This window comes from Geofilum sp. OHC36d9 (assembly GCF_052400685.1).
Taxonomy (GTDB): Bacteria; Bacteroidota; Bacteroidia; order Bacteroidales; family Marinilabiliaceae; genus CAZHHH01.
On sequence record NZ_JBQTGJ010000002.1, the window covers coordinates 252924 to 279025 of the forward strand.

Below are 26102 nucleotides of genomic sequence, written 5' to 3' on the forward strand. Positions count from 1 at the left end.
GTTTTAAAGTAATAACATAAAAAAGTGATAAACTCCAACAAACGAAATATGAAAGTTAATATTAAATCAGTCGCACTGATAGCTGCAATAGTTTTGTTTACGACCCCAAATAGCCATGCGCAAAACGATATTTCTTTGAGCGGTCAGGTAAACATCATCAGCACCGCTGTCCCATTTCTAAACATAGGACCAGACTCTCGTTCAGGAGGTATGGGAAATGCCGGCGTGGCTCTTTCACCCGACATCAATTCACAACACTGGAACCCATCAAAATTTGCCTTTATTGACAAAAACTATGGCGTAGGAATCTCGTACACCCCATGGTTACGCAAATTGGTAAATGACATAAACTTATATTATCTGACAGGCTTTTACCGACTCGATAAAACGCAGGTCATAAGTGCCTCATTAAGATATTTCACATTAGGAGATATCACCTTTAAGGAAAACGAATACGATTATGGCTACAAAGTAAAACCCAATGAATTTGCATTAGACCTTGCCTACAGCAGAATGTTATCGGAGCACTTATCAGGGTCGGTCGCATTTCGCTTCATCTACTCTGATTTATATCAAGGCTATTCACAAAATGGAGAATTGGAAGCCGGAACTTCATTTGCCGCTGATCTCTCATTTTTCTATAGAACAAAAACAGACCTGCTAAATGACGATTCGGAGTTAACAGCTGGTATTGACATTTCGAACATCGGACAAAAAATAACCTACGATGGCACACAAAAACAATTTATTCCAACCAACCTTCGTTTGGGAGTAGGCTACTCAACAGATATTGACGAATACAATAGTTTTACATTTACCATAGATGCTAATAAACTGTTGGTTCCTACCCCACCTTTAAATACAGATGAAAATGAAAGCTATGAAGAAAAATACCGCGACACTTCGGTGCCAAAGGCTATGCTTCTGTCGTTTTCAGATGCTCCAGGCGGATTAAAGGAAGAACTACACGAAATATCTTATGCGATCGGTGCTGAATATTGGTATGCCAAACAATTTGCCGTACGTGCCGGTTATTTTCACGAACACGAAACGAAAGGTAATCGCAAGCTATTCACTGCTGGTGTGGGCCTCAAATTTAACATGTTAACAATAGATGCTTCATACATCATCCCCGTAGTACAATCCAGTCCTCTGGCTAACACCATTCGTTTTTCCCTATCTGTAGATCTGGATCAATTCAATATAAACTAATAAAAACTTAAATGAACTGGCGAATTGGAATGGGGTACGATGTTCACCGACTCGCTGTTGATTACCAGCTTTGCCTCGGTGGTATCGAAATCCCTTTTGAAAAAGGCTCGGTAGGGCATTCTGATGGTGACGTATTAATACATGCTATCTGCGATGCCTTATTAGGAGCAGCTAATCAACGCGACATTGGCTATCATTTCCCGGATAACGATCCATCTTTAAAAGGTATTGACAGCAAAATACTGCTTTCAAAAACAATGGATATAATCCATAAATCCGGTTATGAAGTGGGGAATATCGACAGTACAATTTGTCTGCAACAACCCAAAATAAATCCGTTTATACCCGAAATGCAAGCGACTTTGTCAAAAGTGATGGGAATTAGTAGTAAAGACTTATCAATAAAAGCTACCACAACCGAAAAAATGGGGTTTGTTGGTACAGGCGAGGGCATTTCAGCATATGCGGTAGTAATGCTTTACAAAAAAAACTGAGAACTTTAAAACATAACCATACTTAATTTGTTTGAGTGAAATAATACAACAATATTAAACAATAATGAATACCATTCAAACATTAGAATCATTTGAGCGCACTATAAATACCGAAGCAGCAGTATTAACGTACTTTTCGCATGACACGTGTAACGTATGTAAAGTTTTAAAGCCCAAAGTAGAAAACTTACTTTCAAAAAAATTTCCACTAATAAAACCTATTTATTGTGACATCCGACTTACCCCCGATGTAGCCGCCTCTTTGTCGGTTTTTACCGTTCCAACCATTATTATTTGGTTTGAAGGACATGAAACCTATCGGTTTAGTCGTAACATAGGTCTTCAAGAATTGGAAGCTGCCTTACAAAGACCCTACGCCTTGCTCTTTGACTAAATGGCGAATCAAGATTATTTAGAGTCTGTCTATAAAGTCCAAACTTCTGCGTTACGCTTGCTCTCAAAATGGTCATTTACGGGAGTAAACTCACATTTTTCGAGCTGTGCAAGCCTTGAATTTGAACTTTATAGCTCAAACTCCCGACTTTATGGACAGGCACTATTTAAAAGTAGGAACCATCTTTCTGAAAATACCCCATAACTAAAAAAAACAATTCTCTGAATCATATTTTCTGAGTCATCAAAAGCAAACCAACGTTTATCAAACGCATTCCAATACAGATCCGACCATCGGGATAAAATGAAAAGCGGTTGTCTCTAAAAGAGACAACCGCCTAAGTTCTCGGAAGTTATAATAGATTTATAACTAAGCCAGCTTAACATTCACAGCGTTAAGACCTTTTCTACCTTCTTGAAGGTCATAGGTCACTTCATCGTTTTCACGGATCTTGTCTACAAGACCTGTAACGTGTACGAAGTACTCTTCTCCTGATTCTTCATCTTTAATAAAACCGAATCCTTTGGTGTCATTAAAAAACTTAACAATTCCTTTGTTCATGATAATAATATAAAAATTTAATAGTCCAAAGGTAGGATAATTATCTATAACCCAAACTTTTTTTTAAATAAAACTAAAAAAAATTACTACCGCTTAATATTTTCCCTCGTCACACCAAAATCCGCAAAGAAAAAACAGTCCCAACTTATTCGTTATAAAACTTATGGGTACCCCTGTTTTCCTCATTAGCACCATAGGAATAAATTTCGCGTAACTGCGAAGCATATTTATGATACAAAACTCTACGTCGCAATTTTAAAGTGGGCGATAACTCGCCGGTAATGGCATTCCAGTCTTCCCATACCAGTTTAAAGCGTTTCAGTTGCTCATGCGATCCCAGACTTTTATTCACTTCATTCACTTCCTTTTGATACAATTTAAACACTTTTGGATGAGAGATGAGCTCCTGGTTATCACGAAAAGGCAACCGATGATTATTGGCCCACATGTGCAGATATTCAAAATTGGGCAATAACAATGCGCTGGCAAACTTTTCGTTTTCGCCAACCACCATCGCCTGTTCAATAAAAAAGCTCTCTTTAAGAAGATTCTCGATAGCCTGCGGTGCTATATATTTACCACTGGAGGTTTTAAACATCTCTTTTTTACGATCGGTAATTTTCAAAAAACGACCTTCAACTAAAGTTCCGATATCACCGGTATGAAACCAATTATCCTGATCGATGGCCTCAGCTGTATTTTTAGCATCTTTATAATAGCCCTTCATCACGCTATCGCCCTTGACCAATATTTCACCATCGTCATCAATGTTAACTTTTATATTTTCGAGTACAGGACCTACGGTTCCGATACGTAAGCAATTATCTTTACTCAAATGATTCACCGCAATAACCGGAGACGTTTCGGTCAATCCATAGCCTTCGAGCAATGGTATTCCGGCAGCAAAAAACAGCCGACTCAAACGCGGCTGTAAGGCAGCACCCCCTGAGACTACAAATCTCAGTTCTCCGCCAAACGCCTTTTGCCACTTCGAAAAGACCATTTTACGTGCCAGCCACAAGCGTAATCCATACCAAAAATGATGTTTCCCGTTATAACGAAATTTTGAACCCAATTTTAGCGACTGATAAAAAGCAAACTTCTGAATACCTGAAAGAGCCTCCCCTTTAGATACAATACGATCATAAATCTTCTCGATAACACGAGGAACCGTCACAAAAGCGTTGGCCTGTATCTCCAATAAATTTTGAGATATAGTTCCCAGATTTTCAGCATAATAGATCGTGCAACCAAGGTATTGAAATAAATAATTCACCATTCGTTCAAAAACATGGCACAATGGTAAAAAACTTAATACCCGGTCACCAGTCATTAAAGGAAACATAGACGAACACCCTTCCACATTACTTATAAAATTACGATGCGATAGCATAACCCCCTTTGGATTCCCGGTTGTTCCCGAAGTATAAATAATTGACACAACATCCTCGGGCAAAATTGCGTCCCGTACTGCAGCCAGCTGATCTTTATAAATTACACGCGATTCTTCACCCAATTTGGTAATCTCACTCCAATGAGGGATGTCTTCGTAATAGTTAAAGGTGTAAATAGCCTCAATATGTTCAATTTCATCGACCAAAGGTTTCAGTTTCCGATAAAAATTAATGTCGGAAACAATCAATATCCGGGCATCGGAGTGACTTAAAATATACCTGAATTCATCTTCGCCGATGGTCGGATAAATAGGAACGTGAATGATACCTGCCATAGCCATCCCCATATCAACCATATTCCATTCGGGGCGATTATTGGATACAGTTGCAATTTTATCGCCTTTTTGAAAACCTTTCGCCATCAATCCATAACCAAATCGTTTGGCTGTCCGGCTGTAATCCTCAGCCGTAAAAGTCACCCATTGCCCTTCACGTTTGGCTGCCAAAACATTGCGCTGGGCATGATTAACCCTTAAATTATACAGCAGGTCAAATGTCCGTTCAATATTCATATTCAAATAATTAAACAATAAATGATACAAAAACAAGGGCCGTAAAGGTAAAAAAATAAGAAGATTAATGGTAGTCATAAATAGCGTCAGTAAGAAAAGGCTGTTTTTTTTCGTCACTCTTGCACTTAAAACATTCATTTACAAAAAGAACCACACATTCTTCGAACTATTCAAGCCTTAAATCTGTACATTTTTCATCCAAAACCTGAATTTTCTGGTTAATACTAAATAACAAATTTGACTATCTTGTCAAATAATCGTCGGTCTATAAACTATCGTCGTTAAGGACAGACACTAAATAGCGTTTGTCTATAAAGTCAACTTCTGCGTTATGCTTGTCATAAAAACAGTCATTTACGAAAAGTAAACGCCTTGATTTTTATGACTTCACAGGCCTTGAATTTGAACTTTATATTTTAAACACTTAAGTTTAGGGACAGGCACTAAATACAGTTTATAATCTGGTGTTCAAAATATCAAAAAATGAAAAAAACAGTCATAGCCTTTTCGTTCTTCCTTCTAACACTTCCGTTTGTTGGTCAGGAACCCGTCTCATTATTATTTTTTGGAGATATTATGGGGCATGGGGGCCAAATTACCAGTGCCTCGCGTAACAATGGTTCTTATTACGATTACACCGAATGTTTTCATTGGATTGAGCCCGTTTTCCGTTCGGCCCATTTAGTGGTTGGAAACCTTGAGACCACATTGCCTGGCGTTGCCTATTCTGGCTATCCCCAATTTGGCTCACCCGACGCTCTGGTAACAGCCCTAAAAGACGCTGGTGTTAACATGTTGGTAACGGCTAATAATCACTCATGCGACAGACGTAAAAAAGGAATTGAAAGAACCATCGATATTTTAGACAGTTTAAATTTCCTAAGAACCGGAACATTTAAGGACAGTCTTGATTTTGATGTTAACCTGGTTAAACTGGTTGAAATTAAAGGCATACGACTAGCCTTGCTTAACTATACCTATGGTACCAACGGCATACCAGTAACGCAACCAAACATTGTTAACCTGATTGACACCACCCAAATGGCTGACCATCTGGACTATGCTAAAAGCCTTCAGCCCGATAAAATTATTGTTATTATTCATTGGGGTAACGAATATGAAACCACGCCCAATCAAACACAAAAAAAATTAGCCGACTTTCTGCATAACAAAGGGGTTGATATGATTGTAGGTTCGCACCCACATGTGATACAACCCTTTTATCTCACAAAAAATCAATTCGGTGAAAACATCCTGACTGCCTATTCTTTGGGAAATTTCGTCTCCAACCAACGTTATCCTTACACCGATGGAGGTGCGATGCTCCGCGTAGAGCTAACAAAAGATAATAATACTGTAACCATTACCAAAGCCGAGTATCAGTTGACGTGGGTACACATCCCTGTTGTCAATGGACGCAAACAGTACCTGGTTCTGCCGGCCTCAGTTTACGAAACCCAGTCAATACCATCATACATCCCCAAAGGATATGAAGGCCTATTTAAATACACCAAACTAGCCAGAGCTGTTTTCCGTGCCAATATCAACGTACCAGAAGCCACCGATTGGTGGCCTCTGGAATAATAAAAAAGAGGCACATTTGCAACAGCAAACACACCTCTTTTTTTGATAAAAATCTCAGTTCATGGTAAAAAGGTGTCAATTAATTCACCCTATTACAACTGCCATTACGATAACTTCTCTTTAATCAAAGCAATAGCTTTCTGCATAGCTTTTTCAAGACCTTCGGGTTTCTTGCCCCCTGCGGTGGCCAAAAAAGGTTGTCCACCACCACCACCTTGAATTTCAGCGGCTACAGCACGTATAATTTCTACTGCATTTAAGCCTTTGGAAACCAAACTATCAGTCAAAACAACAGCCAACTGAACCTTGCCATCGTTCTCGCCTCCCAAAACGGCCACCAAATCATCGGCCGTGTCGGTTCGCAGTTGAAACGCCAAATCCTTCATATTTCCCACCAAAATGGGTTTTAATACAGCATTAATCAGTGTAACATCATTATAAGATGCAGCGCCGTCAACCAACGCACGCTTCTCAATCTGTATCATACTCTGTTTTATGCTCTCCAGTTGTTTGGACAAAACCGTATTTTCATTAACTATTTGTTCCACACTTTTTCGGACATTGGACTGATTTTTAAACATCTGACTAAGCTCCCTGAGCAGATCAGATTGTCCATTAATGAGCTCTTCAGCCCTGTCGGCGACCACAGCCTCAATACGACGCACACCGGCAGCTACCGATGACTCACTCAGAATCTTAAAAAAGCCAATTTCGCCGGTAGCCTTCACGTGAGTGCCACCGCACAATTCCGTTGACTCTCCAAAACGAATAGCCCGTACCACATCGCCATATTTCTCGCCAAACAAGGCCATTGCACCCATCTCTTTTGCCTTAGCCATTGGCAACTCACGATGCTCTTCGAGTGCCGAGTTAGCGCGAATCGCCTTGTTAACCAAATGCTCCACTTTACGGATCTCCTCATCTGAAACCTTTTGAAAATGAGAAAAATCAAAGCGCAAGTAATCGGGATGTACCAACGACCCCTTCTGTTCAACATGAGTTCCCAATACCTGCCGCAATGCACGGTGCAACAAATGTGTTGCGGTATGATGATTGGCTGTCATCCGTCTGCGCTCAGCATCCACAACGGCATGAAACACAGCCCCCGGATTCGATGGCAACTTCGACACAATGTGAATAATCAGATTATTCTCTCTTTTTGTATCTATAACAGGAAATCGCTCCCCATCGGCCTCAATATAACCATAATCACCAACCTGTCCGCCGCCTTCAGCATAAAAAGGCGTTATATTAAACACCAATTGAAAAAATGTTTTATTCTTGGCCGAAATCTTGCGATACTTCACAATCTTTACATCGGCCTCCAGATAATCGTACCCAATAAATTCCTCATGATCGTCGTTCTCGAGCTGCACCCAGTCTCCGGCTTCAATTGCAGAGTCATTACGCGCTCTGTTCTTTTGAGCCGTCATTTCAATTTCAAACTCCCGTCTGTTGACCACCAAATCATTTTCCTTAAGGATAAGCTCTGTAAGGTCGAGCGGAAAACCAAATGTGTCGTAAAGTTCAAAAGCAGCCTTCCCGTTTACCACTTTATAATTTCCGGCTTTGGTTTCAGAAATTATTTTATCGAGAAGATTGATGCCTGTTGAAAGCGTACGAAGAAAAGACTCCTCTTCCTCGTGAATAACCTTTCCGATCAAATCTCTATGTTTGCTTAATTCAGGATAAGCATCAGCCATCGACTCATAAAGTGCCGGCAAAACCTTATACATAAAAGGCTCTTTCACCTTCAGGAACGTGTAGGCATACCGAACGGCACGTCGCAAAATACGACGAATCACATAACCCGCTTTATTGTTTGAAGGTAACTGGCCATCAGTAATGGCAAATGCGATGGTTCGCAAATGATCGGCCACCACACGCATGGCGACATCCGATTCGGGCGACTGTCCATAGGCAATGCCCGACAACTCAGAAACCCGCTTAATGATAGGCTGAAAAACGTCGGTATCATAATTCGATTTCTTACCCTGCACCGCACGACACAAACGTTCAAAGCCCATACCGGTGTCAATGTGCTTTTGGGGCAAATGCTTCAACGAACTATCAGCCATACGATTGTACTGGATAAATACCAGATTCCAAATCTCAATAACTTCAGGATGATCCTTATTAATTAACGTTTCGCCGGGTATCTTTGCTCTTTCGTCGGCATCACGCAAGTCAATATGAATTTCAGAACAAGGGCCGCACGGACCCGTATCACCCATTTCCCAAAAATTATCTTTTTTATTGCCATTAACAATATGATGCCGAGGCAGATGCTTTTCCCAACCTTCTAAAGCCTCTGTATCCAAATCAACCTTATCTTTTTTATCACCTTCAAATACCGAAGCATACAAACAGTCCTTATCCAGTTTAAGTACCTCAGTCAAAAATTCCCAGGCCCAATCGATGGCTTCCTTTTTAAAATAATCGCCAAACGACCAGTTACCCAACATTTCGAACATGGTGTGATGATAGGTGTCGTGCCCCACCTCTTCGAGGTCATTATGCTTTCCCGAGACGCGCAAGCATTTTTGTGAGTTTGCCACCCTTGGGTACTGACGCTCCGCATTACCCAAAAAAATATCCTTAAACTGATTCATCCCGGCATTGGTAAACATAAGCGTCGGGTCGTCCTTAACCACCATAGGGGCAGAAGACACAATTTTATGTCCTTTAGACTCAAAAAATTCTAAAAAACTTTTTCTAATTTCGGTCGCAGTCATATAATTAATAATCAAATTTTTAAACCTTTTATAATCCATCTACGTATAAGCCATTCCTGCAATGGTTGAGTCAGGACAATTCAAATATCATAATTCTAAATAGTGTCAGCAAGTAAACGCCATTTTTTTCGTCACACTCGCTTTCAAAATGTTCATTTACAAGGGTAAAATCACATTTTTCAAGCTCCGAAAGCCTCTAAAATGAAGCTTTCTTATATGTGACTGGCGATTTCAGGCAAGCACTAAATAAAAAGAAATAGCAAAAATGCAAAAAAAGGCGCATTAAACGATAATGATAACCGCTGTTTTCCTTTTTAGCCAGCAAAAATAGATTAATCAGCAGATTAATGTACTTTAATGTCATTTTTTTCTATTTTAGCAACAAATTTCAAAAAGCATGTCGAAAGTTAAATACAGATACAATCCTGAGACGCTAAGTTACGATCGTATAGAGACAGGGTTCAGGTATTATTTATCCAAAATATTTACTTACTCATTATTTAGTGCGGTTTTAGGCTTTGGGTACTTTTTTGCCTACGTCTATTTAATTGACAGTCCGCGGGAAATAAAACTTGAAAGAGAAAATTCACGACTGCTTTCGCACTATGAAATTATGGCGTCGAAATTAGATCAGGTTCAAACGGTGTTAGATGACATACAAATGCGCGACGAAAATGTATACCGCGTGATTTTTAATGCAGATTCGATTCCTAACGCAGTGAGGCAGGCCGGGTTTGGCGGTGTGAACCGATACAAATACCTGGAAGATATGGACAATGCTGAGTTGGTTATTAAAACCGCCAAAAAACTGGACGGGGTGATGAAACGACTTTATGTTCAATCCAAATCGTTTGACGAAATAATTGATTTAACCAAACGAAAAGAAGAAATGCTTAGTTGCATTCCGGCCATACAACCCATTTCAAATAAAGATCTTCGACGCACCGCCTCCGGTTTTGGCTGGCGCACCGATCCCATCTATAAAACACAACGATTCCACGAAGGGTTAGACTTTTCGGCTCCGGAGGGAACTGAAATATATGCGACCGGCGATGGTGTGGTAACAATGATGAGGGCTTCAACAATTGGTTATGGCAAATATCTCAGAATTGACCACGGATTTGGATACATGACCGTTTACGCCCACATGAGTAAATTTAATGTGAAGCAAGGTCAAAAAGTGAAACGCGGCGACGTGATTGGTTATGTTGGAAATACCGGCAAATCAACCGGGCCACATCTTCATTATGAAGTGCGTATCAAAAATAAACCGGTTAACCCAACACACTATTTCTTTCAGGATTTAACCACCGAGCAGTACGAAGAAATGATTCATATTTCATCAAACAGCAATCGCACTTTCGATTAATGAAAGCGGCATCGCATTTGTCTCTTTCAGGAAAAATATAAAATTGCACACGGTCCTTTGGAACAAACTATTATTCCAAAAAATATTGTCTTGATTCAATTGCTGAAGCCATGCCTTATAAAGAACCAAAAATTGAAAAACTCTACTACACAATTGGTGAGGTAGCCCGAATGTTTAATGTCAACACCTCATTAATCCGTTTTTGGGAAAAAGAATTTGAAATTATTAAACCCCACAAAAACAAAAAAGGGAATCGGTTATTCACACCTGAAGATATCGAAAACTTTCATCTTATCTACCATCTGGTCAAAGAAAAAGGACTAACCCTAAAAGGGGCTGAAAAAAAAATGAAAGAAAACAAGGAAGATACCATCAATAACTTTGAGGTTGTGAAACGACTGAAAGAAATAAGAGAAACACTGGTTGAAATAAAAGAAAACATTTAAGCTGGTTCAAAATACTACTGGTTACAACCAGCTACTTAACACCTCTTCCTAATTTCATAAAAAACAGAAAATTAATTTCCTGTTTAAACAATATTGCCACAAATTATGCCAACGGTTAAGGAATTCATATCGGTTATCGAAGCTTTCGCCCCACTGTCTCTGCAGGAAAGCTATGACAATTGTGGCCTGCAAACCGGAAATAAGAACAATGAAGTAACCGGTGTAATAATCACCCTCGACGTCAACCCTGAAGTGCTCGACGAAGCCCTGAAAAATAATTGCAACCTGATTATTGCACATCATCCGCTGACATTATCGGGGCTCAAAAAATTTACTGGAAACACCCTGGCAGAACAAATCATCATACGAGCCATAAAAAACGATTTATCAATCTATTCGGCACATACCAACATTGACAGTGTAAAGAATGGTGTAAGTGGTGTATTAGCCAACAAAATAGGGCTCATCAACCAACGCGTTCTGTCGCCCATGAAACAGCAATTGGTAAAGCTGGTCACATTTGTTCCTCAGGCACAAGCCGAACATGTACGTCAGGCTATTTTTGATGCCGGGGCAGGTCATATTGGCAACTATGATTGTTGCAGCTATAATCTGAATGGAACGGGAACATTCAGAGGCGATAAAACGACAAAACCATTTGTCGGTCAACCGGGAGAATTACATACCGAACCAGAAGTGCGTATTGAAACAATACTTCCTGCATTCATTCAACAGCAGGTCGTCAAAACACTCATCATCAATCATCCATACGAAGAACCAGCATACGACCTCTATCCGCTCAACAACGAATGGGATAACACAGGTCTGGGAATTGTGGGTGAACTCCCATCAGCTATGCAGCCTGACATTTTCCTCAACCACCTAAAAAAAACAACTCAAACAGAATGCATCAGACATACCAAACACCTTGAAAAAGCAATAAAAATAGTAGCCCTTTGTGGCGGAAGCGGAAGCTCTTTAACCAGTCAGGCCATCGCTTCCGGAGCACAAATATATATTACCGGAGATTTCAAATATCATCAGTTCTTCGACGCACAAGAAAAAATTATGATAGCCGATATCGGACATTATGAAAGCGAACAATTTATAAAAGGACTTTTTTTAGAGCTACTTACAAAAAAATTCCCTAATTTTGCAATCCGTTTATCGAAAGTAAATAGCAATCCTATTAAATATTATTAGCAGAATGGCAACATTGGATTCAAAAGCAAGTGCAAACGAAACGTCTGTTGAAGACAGACTTCATGCACTATACGATTTACAGAAGGTCGTTTCTGAAATAGACAAAATAAAAACCCTTAGAGGCGAGTTGCCTTTGGAAGTACAGGATCTGGAAGACGAAATTGAAGGATTAGAGACCCGTCTGACCAACCTCGAAACCGAGATCAAGGGCATTAGTGACAATATTCTGGCCAAAAAGAATGAGATTAATGATGCCGAATTGCTGATTAAAAAGTATGAAGCTCAGCAATCCAATGTTCGTAATAATCGCGAGTATGATTCGTTGACCAAAGAAATTGAATTTCAGCGTTTGGAAATCGAATTATGCAACAAGCGTATAAAGGAATTCACAGAAGAAGAAAAAACCAAGAAAGTGGTTATTGAAGATTCTAAGAAACTTCTGGAAGAACGAAAGGCCGATTTGGACAGCAAAAAGTCAGAGCTCAACGAAATTGTTTCTGAGACGCAAACCGAGGAAGAACGATTGAAAAGCAAAGCCAAAGAAATTGAAACCAGAATTAACGACCGCTTACTAACTGCATTTAAACGTATTCGTAAAAATGCACGAAACGGGCTGGCTGTTGTAACTGTAGAACGTGATGCCTGCGGTGGTTGTTTCAACAAAATTCCACCACAACGTCAATTGGATATTCAGCTTCGGAAAAAAATTATTGTTTGTGAATACTGCGGTCGTATCCTTGTGGACAACCAAATGTAACAAACAATTGCACGATATAAGAAAGCCGTAAATCATTATTTATGATTTACGGCTTTTTTGTATAACATATATTGAATCGATTACCAGCTACCGCCGGCACCGCCACCACCAAAGCTACCGCCTCCAAAACCACCAAAGCCGCCACCACCAAAACCACCCCCTCCGGAGGTAAAATTACCATAGTGACCACCGTGTCGTCCGGCGCCTGATCCCATCATGGACAACATTACCCAAAATGGCAAGCTGCTACCAACCGATGACGAACGAATCTTGTCGGCTCGCCTTGATAATGATAACAAAATAATAACAATTATCAATACTAAGATAGCTGCCATATTGCTAACTCTGTTGGATGTGCGCTCAACATAAGCATCGGCCGTGTATTCGCCACGGGTCAGTTCCATCAAAACTTTGACACCTGCTACAACACCAGAGAAGTATTGACCGGACTTAAAATTAGGTATCATTTCGTTATCGACAATTCGCCGCGCCACTGCGTCGGGCACAATCCCTTCCAAGCCATACCCGGTGGCAATATAAGCCTGCCCCTGCGAATCGGCCGTTTTAGGTTTTATAAGAATCAAAATCCCATTGTTGCGGCCCTTTTGTCCAACTCCCCACTCTTCGGCCAGTCTGAAAGCAAAATCACCCGCATCATACCCCTTCAAATCGGCAATCGTCACAACGGCAATTTGAGTGGACGTTGTGTTATTAAAGTCTACCAAAGCTCGCTCCAGATCATTGACATCACTGGCGGTAAACACCCCGGCCATATCATTCACTAAATGTGGAGGCGATGGACGCTGAGGCAAATCATTGCCCTGGGCTAAAAGAGTTGACGCCATAACAGCAATCACGACCACCAAAAATTTTCTTATTTCTGAACTGAGTGCCAATTTCATAAAACAACTATTTACCTATTGAAATTTCATCTGATAATTCATTCACATCATCGCTTTGATAAGGAAAATGCGCTTTTAACTGCTCACCGGCCATTAAAATACCCTTTTCGAGTGCTCCCACCGGATCATTACTTTTCAATAAAACCAACATTTCACTCTTTATCTCATCCCAGAATCCTTCCGGAACCTTTTGGTTAATACCCGCATCACCTAAAATAGCAAACAAACGATCTTCTATGGCGAGATAAAACAAGACCCCGTTACGAAGCTTTGTTTTATGCATTTTCAATTCCTCAAAAATGAATGCGGCCCGATCCATCAACTCTTCAGGACATTTATTATCTAAATGGACGCGGATTTCACCTGATGTATTTTTTTCGGCCTTACGAATAGCTTCGACCAGCCGCTTACGATCTTCTTTGGAAAAAACAGTTTTAGACATTACTATAAAGTTTAGAATTCTACTTTAGGCGCTTCGGCAGCTCCGGCAGCAGCTTCAAAATAAGGTTTTTTCTCGAATGAGAATACTGATGCAATAATATTACGCGGAAACTTAGCAATATAGGTGTTATAATCACGCGTTGCTTCATTAAACTTCATTCGCTCCACCGATATTCGGTTTTCAGTACCTTCAAGCTGCGCCTGCAAATCACGGAAATTTTCATTGGCCTTTAAATCCGGATAACGCTCTACCACCACCATTAATCGCGACAATGCAGAAGACAACCCTTCCTGGGCTTTCTGAAATTGTTGTAAACCGGAAGCACTCATCTCTCCGGGATTCACATTTACACTGGTAGCTTTGCTGCGTGCCTCAATAACCCCTTCAAGCGTTTCCTGTTCGTGAGCAGCATATCCCTTAACGGTATTCACCAGGTTGGGAATCAAATCGGCCCGTCGCTGGTACACATTCTCAACCTGAGCCCACTGGGCATTCACCGATTCCTGCTTTTCGATGATTGTATTGTAGCTACAGCTGCTTAAAAATGGCATAAATACTACGGCCAGCAAAAAAAATCTTATTAATTTCATAGTTATCCTCATTTAAAAATCTACTTACTCAAAAAAAAAATTACAATATTTTTAATACAAAATTACAACGATTCATTACAAAATAAACGTCTAACCCAACGACAAATAAAACTTGTTCTGCCCTTTTCATATCTGTCCAGATAATCGAAATGAGCACCCGCTGAAGCACCCGGGTTTATCATCTGATAAATTTCGCCCCAGCCAGGAATACCGCCAATATTCCGATCATCGATAAAAATATCAGCATGTATTTTACGACTTTCACCATTGGTCAATTCTTCGCCGGGATAACTACTGTTTATGGCATAAAATGTCACGCCATGAGCCTTACAAAAATCCACTGCATCGCGTAACAAATCACCTTCACGATAGGTCCACAAAATCAACTGATGCCCGTCACGCTCTAACATCTTCAGTGTTTCGAACGCAAAGTAACGTTCTTTCCCAATAGCAGGGTATTTATGTTCAACAATGGTTCCGTCAAAATCAACCGCAATAATCATATAAATGAGGCTAAATTTTTTTAATCATCTTTATCTGCCTCCCGCTCGTCGGACGCTTCAGGCTCAAGCTCCTCAAGTATCCGTCCCTTCACGGGAATATTAATTAAAAAAGCAATACCCAACAAACCCGACATAATCAGAAATGTTTGTTGAAAGGTAACCAAATATCCCAATAAAGACAACACCGCTAAGGCTTCGAAAGTTATAATTTTAATATAAAACCCTGCCCGATATTGTCGCAAACGATCGTGCAGCGGCAATGATGCCGATATGCGTTTCACCCGCTTGCTATGAAGCACAAAAGCAGCAGGAATACCGGCCAGCGATAGCAAAATTATAATCGATTTAAAATTAATAACCTCCTGAGCGGTCCAGTTAAAAAACTGGCTGACCATTGGAGCCACCGCAAAAGTTACAACCGAAAAACTAATCAATGCCGCAAAAACCAACCAAAAGAAAAGTTGTATCTGTTTAAAAATTTTATGTTCCATATCTTATCAAAGTGTTTTTTCAAATGGAAGCCGGTTTACCAGCGAACGGCCCAACGTCACTTCATCGGCATACTCCAACTCATCCCCCACAGCTACCCCACGGGCAATCGTTGTTACCGACACATCGTATTCCTTTATTTTCCTAAAAATATAAAAATTAGTCGTATCGCCTTCCATGGTTGCACTCAACGCAAAAATAACCTCTTTGACTTCTCCACGTCGTACTTTATCAACCAACGGCATTATGGTTAAATCATCGGGACCAACCCCATCCATGGGTGAAATAATTCCGCCCAGCACATGATAGATCCCTGAATACTGCTGCGTATTTTCTATGGCCATCACATCGCGTATACTTTCAACCACACAAACAACGGAATGATCACGCCGGGGATTGGAACATATCTCACACACCGCCTCATCTGATATATTATAACAAACACTACAATAACGAATTTCATCACGTAAAGCACGAATAGTTTCAGCGAAACGCCTTACATCATCCTTTTCCTGTTTCAACAGAAACAACGCCAGCCGAAGCGCTGTTTTCCGACCGACGCCCGGCAGCCATGACAACTCATTCACTGCATTCTCGAGCAATAAGGATGGATATTTTGAATTATTGTTCATCCTGACAAAGATTGTTTTAATAATACCCCATTAAATTAACATCGACGGTCTGTTGCTACTGTAAGCAATCTGAAAATATGAGACGCCTTACAGGACTCATCTTCAGAAGCCGAAATTATTACAACAAAACCTAGTCCAACACTTAACTAAATTGAAAAAAGAGCTCAGAAATAGTGTCAGCAAAAAAATTCATTTTTTTTCTGACGCTTGCTTTAAAATTAGCTCCTCCCCGAGAAATCACATCTCCCGAACTTCGCAGTCTTCAAAAATGATGATTTCTTATCTGCCACAAACGTTTTCTGACAAATACTAAATTCAAAACCCACAGCTCACCGTTGCATCAGACTAATGCTCAAATCATTCGACTCACTAAACCGCTTATTATTACGATAATAACGACACACAAAGGTAACAAAATTAGACGCTCAGCCCATAAAATACCTTTTTGAACCCATGACTGTTTTTTGTTTATTTGTAAAAAAAAGATGAATGCAACCGATATAGGCCTCCTTATCACCGGGTACTTTTTAATTCTAATTATCATTTCACTGCTAACAGGTCGGAAATCAGACAATGAGACGTTCTTTACCGGTAACCGTAAATCGCCCTGGTATGTGGTATCAATTGGCATGATAGGGGCATCATTATCCGGCGTCACCTTCATCTCAGTTCCCGGATGGGTGAACGCCTCACAATTCACCTATCTGCAAATGGTTCTGGGCTTTGCTCTTGGATATTTTGTGATTGCAAACCTACTGCTTCCTTTATACTACCGGTTAAATCTTACATCGATATATACCTATCTTGAAAATCGTTTTGGGGAATGGACCTACCAATCCGGCTCGCTGTTATTCATCGTATCGCGCACAATTGGCGCTTCAGCCCGACTTTATCTAATGGCCAGCGTTCTGCAACTCGCAGTCGCAGATGCGTTTAATATTCCATTTGTTGTAACCGTATTTGCCACCATCATCTTAATTTGGTTATACACATTTCGCAGCGGAATAAAAACCATTATCTGGACCGACACTTTACAAACAGTATTACTAATAACCGCAGTTGTTGTTACCATTTTTTATATTGCCGGGGAACTAAATCTAAATTTCAAAGAGCTGGTATCAACCATTTCAGAAAGCGGCTACTCCAAAATATGGATCTGGGATGACTGGGCAGCCCCCAATCACTTTCTGAAACAATTTTTTGCAGGGATGTTCACAACCATTGTGATGACAGGGTTAGACCAGGATATGATGCAAAAAAACCTAACCTGTAAAAACCTCAAAGAAGCGAAAAAAAACATGTATTGGTATGGCTTCGCTTTTTTGCCGGTCAATTTGTTATTTCTAAGCCTGGGTGCTTTGTTGTTTATTTATGCGGCACACATAGGAATGGAAATGCCGGCACGGGCCGATGATCTATATCCGACACTAGCACTAAATGGCTACCTACCGGCCAGTGTCAGCGTCTTTTTTATTCTCGGGCTGGTCGCTGCAGCCTATTCCAGTGCCGATTCTGCCTTGACCTCGCTTACCACCTCCTTTTCGCTGGACATTTTGAAAGTCGCCAAAATGACTGAGAAACAAGCCCGCAGAACCAGATACAAAGTTCATATTGGTTTTTCACTTTTAATAGGCATCATTATCATCGTATTCCGGATGCTTAACCGAGATTCCATCATCGACACCATATATATTCTGGCTGGATACACCTACGGACCATTGCTCGGACTATTTGCCTTTGGTCTTTTTACCAAATTTCAGATTAAGGACAAATGGGTACCTCTGGTTGTCATTATACCACCCCTCATAACCGGCGTTCTCGACTACAATGCACAAAACTGGTTTGGGTTTTCGTTTGGCTATGAAAAACTAATACTTAATGGCTTAATAACATTTACAATGCTATTGTTAATAAAAAAAAGAGCTTAATATTTTTTGTACTGCCCAATAATTGTTGTGACAAAATTAAATTTTATTTTTAATCCATTCAAAGCTTGAAAAAATGGGTTTACCGCAGTAATAGACCATTTTGAAAGTAAGAGTAATAAAGGAAAAATTTCTGGGTTGATTCTATTTAAGACATTTGCATCCTAAATAGAAAACCATTAAATTTGTAAGACATAAAAAACAACTATTATGACACAATTCCTGATAATACTGGGATTATCCGTATTTTTCATTTTATTGGCTTTTATCGGGTTAGCCATAAAAACTTTCTTCAAAAAAGACGCACAGCTGACCACCTGTAGCAGTGGAAATAGTGGCTGTGGATGCATCTCACAATCGTCATGTAGTGTTGAGGAGAAATAGTCAGGCACTACTAATCATGGCTTAATTAGTCTCTCTGAGCCTTAATTAAGCTTATCTGTAAAGTGCTACGTTGTGTCTCATACTTACAATAAAAAACAGTCATTTACAGAAGCAATCTCACATTTTGCTCACTGGGCGCAGGCATTGCATGCAATCTCTACAGCTCAAACGCCCGACTTTATGGCCGTACAATAACCAGTGATTGCAAGAAAAGACCGCCTCAAACAAAAAACAATCAAGAAGCCTCTGATTTGTTATTTACGGACAATCTTTTTAAACCCATCAGTCATGGTGACCTGATCACCTGAATCGGTGTGATAAATAAAACAGGCCTCCAACCCGGGATGCGATTCAATCAGCGTCAAACTGCTATCAAGTCCCATTACCATACATGCAGTTGCAAAAGCATCGGCCGTCAGGCAATCGTTGGCAAGAATTGAAGCACTCAGCAAATTGTGCTGAACAGGCCGTCCATTTTTAGGATTAATGGTGTGCGCATATTTTTTACCATCCTTAATATAAAAATTGCGATAATTACCACTGGTTGCCAATGCCTTACCCGACAAACCTATAATCATCTCCATCTCTCTTTCCGAAACCGCAGGATCGTCGATGGGTTTATCAATACCCAACTGCCATACGAGACCTTTAGGGTTGACACCTGCTGTGACAATTTCACCACCAATTTCCACCATATAATTTTCAACACCTGCACCTGCTAAAAAAGACGCCACAACATCCACCGCATATCCTTTTGCAATAGCACTGGCATCAAGCATTACACCAACATCCTTCTTCTGAATAATGCCATTGACCATCGAGACTTTCGCCATCCCCACATTTCGAAGCAAAGAATCGATCAAAAGGGTATCCACTTCATGCTGCTTTGAAAACCCAAACCCCCATGCATTAACCAAAGGAGCCACCGTCATATCAAAAGCACCTCCTGTTTCAATTGAGATTTGTTGGGCACGATTAAAGACCGTCCTAAAAAATGAATCGGTCTGAAACGAAGTATTCCTATTGATTTTTGAAATAACAGACGAGGTGTCGAAGGTGGATAAGGAATGCGAGAAAGAGTCCATCAGAACCCTTATTCGAGGCTCTAAATCCACTTTAGAATTATAAACAATATGATATGAGGTTCCAAACACCCAGCCTTCGTTATATTGATATTTAGTTTGTTGACAACCCGAAGTGACAACGATCAAAACGAGAACCGATAATTTAAGCAGACCCTGCAAAAAAAATCCAACTTCTGCTTTAGGCTTGTCCCCTGAATAGTCATTTACCATGGTAAACTCATTTGTTTTGGACTTCGCAAGCCTTGAATTTGAGCAGTGCTTATCAAGGGCTTGAATTTTCTTGCTGACACTAAATATAAACTTCATAATACAAACAAAAAATATTGAAAAAGGCGCAGAAACTTCCATTGGAAATACATCTGCGCCTTTTAAAAATATATGAAATTAATTAGGAACCAAAATCGTCATATGCGATCATTTCATCGGGCACACCCAAATCATAAAGCATTTTGTTAACAGCCGAGTTCATCATCGGCGGTCCGCAAAGGTAATACTCTATTTCTTCAGGTTCTTCGTGTGTTTTAAGATAATTATCAAAAATCACCTGATGGATAAATCCAACAGGTCCGTCCCAATTATCTTCCTTCTGCGGTTCCGACAAACCAATGGTGAACTTAAAGTTTGGAAATTCCTTTTCGATGGCACGGAAATGTTCTTCATAAAAAATTTCCTTTCTTGAACGCGCGCCATACCAAAAAGTAACCTTACGGCCCGTTTTCAGAGTCTGAAACAAATGGAAAATATGCGAACGCATAGGAGCCATACCGGCACCACCACCAATAAACATCATCTCACGATCCGTTTCTTTCAGGAAAAACTCACCATAAGGGCCGGATATGGTCACCTTATCGCCAGGTTTACGTGAGAAAATATAAGAAGAACAGATACCGGGGTTCATCTTCATAAAGCCGCCGTTAACACGATCGAAAGGTGGCGTTGCAATACGTATGTTCAACATAACGATATCACCTTCGGCAGGGTGGTTTGCCATTGAATAAGCGCGGAAAGTAGGCTCCGGATTTTCCATTTTCAGATCAAACATGTGGAATTTCTCCCAGTCGCCACGGAATTTCTCATCGATATCCATGTCTTTAAAATCCACATCAATCTTAGGCACATCAATTTGAATATAACCACCGGAACGGAAGTCAAGGTGTTCGCCCTCTGGCAATTTGACCACAAATTCTTTAATAAAAGTAGCCACATTGTGATTGGATTTAACCGTACACTCCCACTTCTTAATACCTAAAATAGCCTTAGGTATCTGCATGTGAATATCTTCACGTACTTTAACCTGACACGCCAGACGCCAATCAGCAGCCTGCTCCTTACGGGTAAAAAAACCTGTTTCAGTAGGCAGAATTGAACCAGCTCCATCGGGCACCTGGCAGCGGCACATTCCACAAGTACCCCCTCCACCACAAGCCGACGGTAAAAATATTTTGTGGCTTCCCAAGGCAGAAAGAAGAGACTGTCCCGGCTCTACTTCCAGCTGACGTTCACCGTCATTAATATCGATGGTGACAATCCCCGATGGCGTAAGTTTGTTTTTGGCATATAGCAACACAGCCACCAACACCAACACAACCAGCAGGAATACGACCACTGCGGCGATGATGACTGAACTTTGAATAGCAAGAAATAAATTCATTATTATTTGATTTTTCAGATTCTGATTAGAGTTGAATACCCATAAAGCTCATAAAAGCAATAGCCATCATTCCTGTAACAATAAACGTAATACCTAATCCCCGCAAAGGAGCTGGCACATTGGAATAATGAATTTTTTCACGGATAGCAGCAATACCGACAATGGCCAATAACCAGCCAATCCCTGACCCAAGTCCAAAAACCGTCGCCTCGCCAATATTTGCGTATGCTCTTTCCTGCATAAAAAGGGATCCACCAAGAATTGCACAATTAACAGCTATCAGAGGCAAAAAGATACCAAGAGAAGTATAAAGTGCCGGAGCAAACTTCTCAACAATCATTTCAACCAACTGAACCATAGAAGCGATCACCGCGATAAACATTATAAAGCTCAAAAAACTAAGATCAATGTCAGCAAATCCTTCGCCCAACCATGACAAAGCACCGGCTGATAACACATAATTCTCGAGAAGATAGTTGGCGGGGACCGTTATTCCCAATACAAAAACGACTGCAATACCCAGTCCAAATGATGTTTTAACTGTTTTTGATACTGCCAGGTAGGAACACATCCCCAGAAAGTATGCAAAAATCATGTTATCAATAAAAATGGACCTAACGAATATATTTAATAAATTTTCCATTTCGAAAAGCTTAATAATTACTTATGATTCAATAAGTTCTTTATTACGTGAACGTTGCACCCAGATAATAATTCCCAAGACAATCAATGCCATTGGCGGAAGAATCATCAAGCCATTATTCACATAACCAAGATCGTACAAGAACTGAGGAATAACCTGCAAAGTTCCGATACCAGGCAAGGTAAGCGTTCCGGCGCCAAATATCTCACGAACAATGGCCACTATTACAAGGATTAATCCGTAACCGGCACCATTACCTATGGCATCCAGGACTGCAGGCCAGGGTTTATTGCCTAAAGCAAAAGCCTCGAGACGTCCCATAAGGATACAGTTAGTGATGATAAGGCCAACAAACACCGACAATTGCTTACTCACTTCGTAAGCAAAAGCTTTCAGAATCTGGTCAACCACAATAACCAATGCGGCCACAATAACCAACTGAACAATAATCCGGATACGCGAAGGAATGGTATTCCGAATTAGTGACACAATCATGTTAGAAAAAACCAGCACAAAAATAACGGAGACAGACATCACTATAGCCGGCTCCAGTTTGGCGGTTACCGCCAGGGCCGAACAAATACCCAGCACTTGTGTCGTTATAGGGTTCTGAGAACCCAGCGGACCTGTCACTAATTTCAGGTTCTTCGCAGAAAACAAAGGTTCTTTTTCACTACTCATGACTCTCCCTTTCTATATTTTTTAAGAATGACTCATAACCTTTAAAAAAATCACCAAGCATACTTTGAAGCCCTTTACTGGTAATGGTACCACCCGAAATAGCATCCACTTCATGTTTGGCATCTTTGGCAGCGCCCCCTTTAACAACGGCAATACTAACCAGCTTGCCATCTTCAAAGATTTGCTTCCCAGGAAACTCAGCCTGAAAGGCCGGTTTTGCAATTTCAGCACCTAAACCTGGGGTCTCACCTTTGTGTCCGAAAGTAGCACCGTAAACAGTGTTACCGTCGTCATTCACCGAAATGTACCCCCAAATAGGCCCCCACAATCCTGTTCCTCTTAACTGCAGGATGTATTTTACACCTCCGTTTTCAAGATGCGCTTCGTAAACCGGGTAATTACGATCTTCGATAGGTTTACGTACTTCTTCGGCCAAATCGACATCAAAAGCAACCCCATCAACTTTCTCGCCCTTAAAATTCACGATATAGCTGGATTCTCCAACGATCTTCTGATATTTATCCACTGCATCTGCACTGGAAGCCTCAACATTGATAGACCTCAGAATGTCTACCATTTTTGCCACCTCTTCGTTGTGTAGTTGTCGGTCTTTTAGTCCCTGTGACACAAAAGCCAGAAGGGCTGCAACCACCACCACCAATACCGAAGCATAGATGAACGTATAAGCGTTTCCTTGTTTGTTCATTTTGGTCAACTTTTTACTTATGCTTTAACAACTGCTCGTTTTAGTCTCCGTTTGATATTGGCTCCCACCACAAAATAATCAATAAGCGGTGCAAAGGTATTCATCAACAAAATAGCTAACATCATACCTTCGGGATAAGCCGGGTTGAATACACGTATAAGAATCGCAAATACGCCAATCAAAAATCCATAAATCCACTTGCCTGTTTCTGTCCTCGATGCCGATACCGGGTCGGTGGCCATAAATACAGCACCAAAAGCAAATCCGCCCAGCGTTAAGTGCTGCAAAGCACTGATATGCATCAGACCATTTGAACTGTCGGCACCCAGTACATTAAACAGTAACCCCATGAGGCAACCACCAGCAAACACCGAAACCATCACCTTCCAACTTCCAATACCGGTATAAATAAGTATCAGCGCGCCAATCAAAATGGCCAAAGTTGAGGTTTCACCAATTGAACCGGGTATAAAACCCATAAAGCTATCCATTAATGAGAATTTGGTGGTATTACCAACCACCGCAGCCCCCAACGCTGTGGCTCCGGAAAAGCCATCAACAACGTTAGTCATGTCAGACAGCCCGGAAATCCAAACCAGGTCACCCGACATTTTTGCAGGATAAGCAAAAAACAAAAAGGCACGTGCCAACAGAGCCGGGTTCCAAATATTCATTCCCGTACCACCAAAAACCTCTTTCCCCAGAATAACAGCAAAGGCCGTAGCCACAACCACCATCCATAACGGGATATCAACCGGCAGTATCAACGGAATAAGCATCCCGGAAACTAAAAATCCTTCATTAACCTCATGACCACGTATCTGAGCAGAAATAAACTCAATGCCCAGTCCAGTGACATAGGATACAATAACGATAGGTAAAACTTTAACAAGACCATGACCGACAATCTGCCAGAAATCGGCCGTTACGCCCATCGCCAAAAAATGTTGATAACCGGTGTTCCAGATACCAAACAACAATGCCGGTACAAGGGCCAGAACAACAACACTCATGGTTCGTTTCAAATCGATATAATCGCGCACATGAACGCCACTTTTGCTGGTATGATTAGGTACAAACAAAAAAGACTCAAATGCGTCGAAGGTCGAATGGAACATTTCAAAACGCCCACCTTTTGATACGTGAGGTTTTATATTATCCAGAAATTTTCTTAATGCCTTCATCAGAAATTATTTTGATTGATATGTTTCTCAACAATAAGCCCTTTAACGGGACTTCGTTCATGTATTTATGCGCCTAACTCTTTAATCATTACATTAATACCCGTACGAAGAATCGATTGCAACTCAAGTTTTGAGGTGTCAACAAATTCGCATAATGCAATATCTTCTTCCACCACTTCATAAATACCCAATTGTTCCATTTCGTCAATATCTTCTGTCAAAATAGCTTTAATCAGAAACTCAGGAAGGATGTCCATTGGTAGCACTTTGTCATACTGTCCCGACATAACAATGGCACGTAAACCGCCATGCAGATTTGCATTTAGCCGGTACTCTTTATTTCGAAACAACCAGCTAAAGAAAGTTCGCGACATACTAAACTTTCCGAAGCCGGGCATAGCCCAACCCAATAACTCGTAGTCGTCGCCCTCGGGAATTACTGTCACCAGATTATTATAAAAGCCCAGATAGCCGTCCTCGGCAATTTTCTCTCCGGTCAGCACATTTCCACTGATCACACGAAGCGATCCCTCATTCACATTTCCTTTCAACAAATCCTTGACAGATGCTCCCAAGCGATAGCGAAAATAGGCAGGCTTCTTAACCTCGGAACCAGCTACGGCAATGACTCTTGAAAAATTGTGATGACCGGATTGGAACAGATGACCCAAAGAAACCACATCCTGAGGAAGGATAACCCACACTTTTTCACCTTTATTAATCGGGCTGATATGATGAATCTGAACCCCAACGTTACCGGCAGGATGCGGCCCATCAAAAAAGTGCACATCCACACCATCAAGACCAGAAAACACCTTCGATTCGGAATTAGCAGGTAAGCTGAGGTGCACTTCAGACGCTAATTTTTTAAGCACTTCAAGTCCGGCCTTAAAAGCATCCTCCTCTCCCGTCAACGCAAATTCGGTATCAACAGCCAGTGGCGCCGTGTCAAAGCCGGAAATAAAAACAGCCTTAGGTGTATCCTGCGGATTCGCAATAACATCATAAGGCCGTTGGCGGAAATAGGGCCATGCGCCACTTTCCAAAAGACGCTCAATTACAGCGTCGCGTTGCATGGAGGCCGGGTTGGCTTTTCCAAAATCAACAAATGTATCTTTTCCGTCATTCTCAACAATCACCTCCAGAATCATACGACGCTCACCACGGTTAACACTTTTAAGTGTTCCACTTACAGGCGAAACAAACTTGATCTCAGGATGATACTTGTCGAAGAAAAGCACAGAACCAATCTTGACCGGATCGCCCTCTCTTACAGCCATCTTAGGTGTCAGCCCGTGAAAATCAGTTGGCTTAACCGCAAATAGACCAGGCAATTGGGTTTGTCCGAATACTCTCTCGGCTTTTCCCTTAAGAGGGATATCAAGCCCTTTCTTTATTTTAATCACCTCAGACATACTTGAATTGTGTTTTAATTTGTGGCAAAATTAAATAAAAATATAAGTTTTCCATTATATTGCAGAACAGAAACCATTTCATTATGAGAGCAAAAAAACAATACCAATTACTCCGAATTAATCTTAATCTCTTCTGTCTAAACAATTAC

Annotated in this window: 26 protein-coding genes; 10 read left to right on the forward strand and 16 right to left on the reverse strand. The window is 40.8% G+C overall.

Going from position 1 to position 26102, the window contains the following annotated elements:
- Positions 1 to 48: 48 nt before the first annotated feature.
- From porV to ACT3CD_RS03875, 3 genes are all read left to right on the forward strand, one after another.
- Positions 49 to 1212 carry a type IX secretion system outer membrane channel protein PorV gene (porV, locus tag ACT3CD_RS03865; protein WP_444643117.1) on the forward strand — a complete coding sequence of 388 codons (1164 nt, stop codon included), beginning with the start codon at positions 49 to 51 and terminating at the stop codon, positions 1210 to 1212.
- Positions 1213 to 1223: 11 nt separating this feature from the next.
- Positions 1224 to 1706, forward strand: coding sequence for a 2-C-methyl-D-erythritol 2,4-cyclodiphosphate synthase (gene ispF, locus ACT3CD_RS03870; RefSeq protein ID WP_444643119.1), 483 nt, complete (start codon positions 1224 to 1226; stop codon positions 1704 to 1706).
- Between the two features lie 64 nt (positions 1707 to 1770).
- The gene (locus tag ACT3CD_RS03875; RefSeq protein ID WP_444643121.1) at positions 1771 to 2100 is read left to right on the forward strand and encodes a thioredoxin family protein; all 330 of its coding nucleotides are present in this window, start codon (positions 1771 to 1773) and stop codon (positions 2098 to 2100) included.
- A 369-nt stretch (positions 2101 to 2469) separates the two neighbouring features.
- On the opposite strand, the gene ACT3CD_RS03880 is transcribed toward ACT3CD_RS03875, so the two are convergent.
- Positions 2470 to 2661, reverse strand: coding sequence for a cold-shock protein (locus tag ACT3CD_RS03880; RefSeq protein ID WP_079556320.1), 192 nt, complete (start codon positions 2659 to 2661; stop codon positions 2470 to 2472).
- A gap of 145 nt (positions 2662 to 2806) precedes the next feature.
- Complete coding sequence (locus ACT3CD_RS03885; RefSeq protein ID WP_444643123.1) at positions 2807 to 4627, reverse strand: AMP-dependent synthetase/ligase; 1821 nt, start codon at positions 4625 to 4627, stop codon at positions 2807 to 2809.
- Between the two features lie 483 nt (positions 4628 to 5110).
- Between ACT3CD_RS03885 and ACT3CD_RS03890 the strand changes: the two genes are divergently transcribed.
- Positions 5111 to 6211 carry a CapA family protein gene (locus ACT3CD_RS03890; protein ID WP_444643125.1) on the forward strand — a complete coding sequence of 367 codons (1101 nt, stop codon included), beginning with the start codon at positions 5111 to 5113 and terminating at the stop codon, positions 6209 to 6211.
- Positions 6212 to 6315: 104 nt separating this feature from the next.
- Here the strand turns inward: ACT3CD_RS03890 and alaS are convergent, their stop codons facing one another.
- Positions 6316 to 8946, reverse strand: coding sequence for an alanine--tRNA ligase (gene alaS, locus ACT3CD_RS03895; RefSeq protein WP_444643127.1), 2631 nt, complete (start codon positions 8944 to 8946; stop codon positions 6316 to 6318).
- A gap of 397 nt (positions 8947 to 9343) precedes the next feature.
- On the opposite strand from alaS, the gene ACT3CD_RS03900 reads away from it, so the two are divergent.
- The 4 genes from ACT3CD_RS03900 (at position 9344) to ACT3CD_RS03915 (ending at position 12721) form a co-directional block, all read left to right on the forward strand.
- Positions 9344 to 10315 carry a M23 family metallopeptidase gene (locus ACT3CD_RS03900; RefSeq protein WP_444643129.1) on the forward strand — a complete coding sequence of 324 codons (972 nt, stop codon included), beginning with the start codon at positions 9344 to 9346 and terminating at the stop codon, positions 10313 to 10315.
- A 110-nt stretch (positions 10316 to 10425) separates the two neighbouring features.
- On the forward strand, positions 10426 to 10761 hold the full coding sequence (locus tag ACT3CD_RS03905; RefSeq protein ID WP_444643131.1) for a MerR family transcriptional regulator: 336 nt from the start codon (positions 10426 to 10428) through the stop codon (positions 10759 to 10761).
- A gap of 105 nt (positions 10762 to 10866) precedes the next feature.
- Positions 10867 to 11964, forward strand: coding sequence for a Nif3-like dinuclear metal center hexameric protein (locus tag ACT3CD_RS03910; protein WP_444643133.1), 1098 nt, complete (start codon positions 10867 to 10869; stop codon positions 11962 to 11964).
- Between the two features lie 4 nt (positions 11965 to 11968).
- Positions 11969 to 12721, forward strand: a complete 753-nt coding sequence (locus ACT3CD_RS03915) for a zinc ribbon domain-containing protein (RefSeq protein ID WP_444643135.1) — start codon at positions 11969 to 11971, stop codon at positions 12719 to 12721.
- Between the two features lie 80 nt (positions 12722 to 12801).
- On the opposite strand, the gene ACT3CD_RS03920 is transcribed toward ACT3CD_RS03915, so the two are convergent.
- The 6 genes from ACT3CD_RS03920 to recR all read right to left on the reverse strand — a co-directional run bounded on the left by ACT3CD_RS03920 (position 12802) and on the right by recR (position 16279).
- The gene (locus ACT3CD_RS03920; RefSeq protein ID WP_444643137.1) at positions 12802 to 13623 is read right to left on the reverse strand and encodes a TPM domain-containing protein; all 822 of its coding nucleotides are present in this window, start codon (positions 13621 to 13623) and stop codon (positions 12802 to 12804) included.
- 7 nt (positions 13624 to 13630) lie between these two features.
- Positions 13631 to 14065, reverse strand: a complete 435-nt coding sequence (locus tag ACT3CD_RS03925) for a TPM domain-containing protein (RefSeq protein ID WP_444643139.1) — start codon at positions 14063 to 14065, stop codon at positions 13631 to 13633.
- 11 nt (positions 14066 to 14076) lie between these two features.
- On the reverse strand, positions 14077 to 14655 hold the full coding sequence (locus ACT3CD_RS03930; protein ID WP_444643141.1) for a LemA family protein: 579 nt from the start codon (positions 14653 to 14655) through the stop codon (positions 14077 to 14079).
- 62 nt (positions 14656 to 14717) lie between these two features.
- Positions 14718 to 15158, reverse strand: a complete 441-nt coding sequence (locus ACT3CD_RS03935; protein ID WP_444643143.1) for a BT0820 family HAD-type phosphatase — start codon at positions 15156 to 15158, stop codon at positions 14718 to 14720.
- 20 nt (positions 15159 to 15178) lie between these two features.
- On the reverse strand, positions 15179 to 15649 hold the full coding sequence (locus ACT3CD_RS03940) for a hypothetical protein (protein WP_444643145.1): 471 nt from the start codon (positions 15647 to 15649) through the stop codon (positions 15179 to 15181).
- A 6-nt stretch (positions 15650 to 15655) separates the two neighbouring features.
- The gene (gene recR / locus ACT3CD_RS03945; protein WP_444643147.1) at positions 15656 to 16279 is read right to left on the reverse strand and encodes a recombination mediator RecR; all 624 of its coding nucleotides are present in this window, start codon (positions 16277 to 16279) and stop codon (positions 15656 to 15658) included.
- 485 nt (positions 16280 to 16764) lie between these two features.
- Between recR and ACT3CD_RS03950 the strand changes: the two genes are divergently transcribed.
- Both ACT3CD_RS03950 and ACT3CD_RS03955 read left to right on the forward strand, forming a co-directional pair.
- Positions 16765 to 18207 carry a sodium:solute symporter gene (locus ACT3CD_RS03950; RefSeq protein ID WP_444643149.1) on the forward strand — a complete coding sequence of 481 codons (1443 nt, stop codon included), beginning with the start codon at positions 16765 to 16767 and terminating at the stop codon, positions 18205 to 18207.
- A 207-nt stretch (positions 18208 to 18414) separates the two neighbouring features.
- On the forward strand, positions 18415 to 18588 hold the full coding sequence (locus ACT3CD_RS03955) for a hypothetical protein (RefSeq protein WP_444643151.1): 174 nt from the start codon (positions 18415 to 18417) through the stop codon (positions 18586 to 18588).
- A 254-nt stretch (positions 18589 to 18842) separates the two neighbouring features.
- On the opposite strand, the gene ACT3CD_RS03960 is transcribed toward ACT3CD_RS03955, so the two are convergent.
- The 7 genes from ACT3CD_RS03960 to ACT3CD_RS03990 all read right to left on the reverse strand — a co-directional run bounded on the left by ACT3CD_RS03960 (position 18843) and on the right by ACT3CD_RS03990 (position 25953).
- Positions 18843 to 19883: an FAD:protein FMN transferase gene (locus tag ACT3CD_RS03960; protein ID WP_444643152.1), complete on the reverse strand. Its 1041-nt coding sequence runs from the start codon at positions 19881 to 19883 to the stop codon at positions 18843 to 18845.
- Between the two features lie 178 nt (positions 19884 to 20061).
- Positions 20062 to 21324, reverse strand: a complete 1263-nt coding sequence (gene nqrF / locus ACT3CD_RS03965) for an NADH:ubiquinone reductase (Na(+)-transporting) subunit F (RefSeq protein WP_444643153.1) — start codon at positions 21322 to 21324, stop codon at positions 20062 to 20064.
- Between the two features lie 25 nt (positions 21325 to 21349).
- On the reverse strand, positions 21350 to 21967 hold the full coding sequence (gene nqrE, locus ACT3CD_RS03970; RefSeq protein WP_444643155.1) for an NADH:ubiquinone reductase (Na(+)-transporting) subunit E: 618 nt from the start codon (positions 21965 to 21967) through the stop codon (positions 21350 to 21352).
- 21 nt (positions 21968 to 21988) lie between these two features.
- Positions 21989 to 22648, reverse strand: a complete 660-nt coding sequence (locus ACT3CD_RS03975) for an NADH:ubiquinone reductase (Na(+)-transporting) subunit D (protein WP_444643157.1) — start codon at positions 22646 to 22648, stop codon at positions 21989 to 21991.
- The gene (gene nqrC, locus ACT3CD_RS03980) at positions 22641 to 23354 is read right to left on the reverse strand and encodes an NADH:ubiquinone reductase (Na(+)-transporting) subunit C (protein ID WP_444643159.1); all 714 of its coding nucleotides are present in this window, start codon (positions 23352 to 23354) and stop codon (positions 22641 to 22643) included. The genes ACT3CD_RS03975 and nqrC overlap by 8 nt, the downstream gene beginning before the upstream one ends.
- Before the next feature lie 17 nt (positions 23355 to 23371).
- Positions 23372 to 24538, reverse strand: coding sequence for an NADH:ubiquinone reductase (Na(+)-transporting) subunit B (locus ACT3CD_RS03985; protein WP_444643161.1), 1167 nt, complete (start codon positions 24536 to 24538; stop codon positions 23372 to 23374).
- Positions 24539 to 24603: 65 nt separating this feature from the next.
- Complete coding sequence (locus ACT3CD_RS03990; protein ID WP_444643163.1) at positions 24604 to 25953, reverse strand: Na(+)-translocating NADH-quinone reductase subunit A; 1350 nt, start codon at positions 25951 to 25953, stop codon at positions 24604 to 24606.
- Between the last annotated feature and the right edge of the window lie 149 nt (positions 25954 to 26102).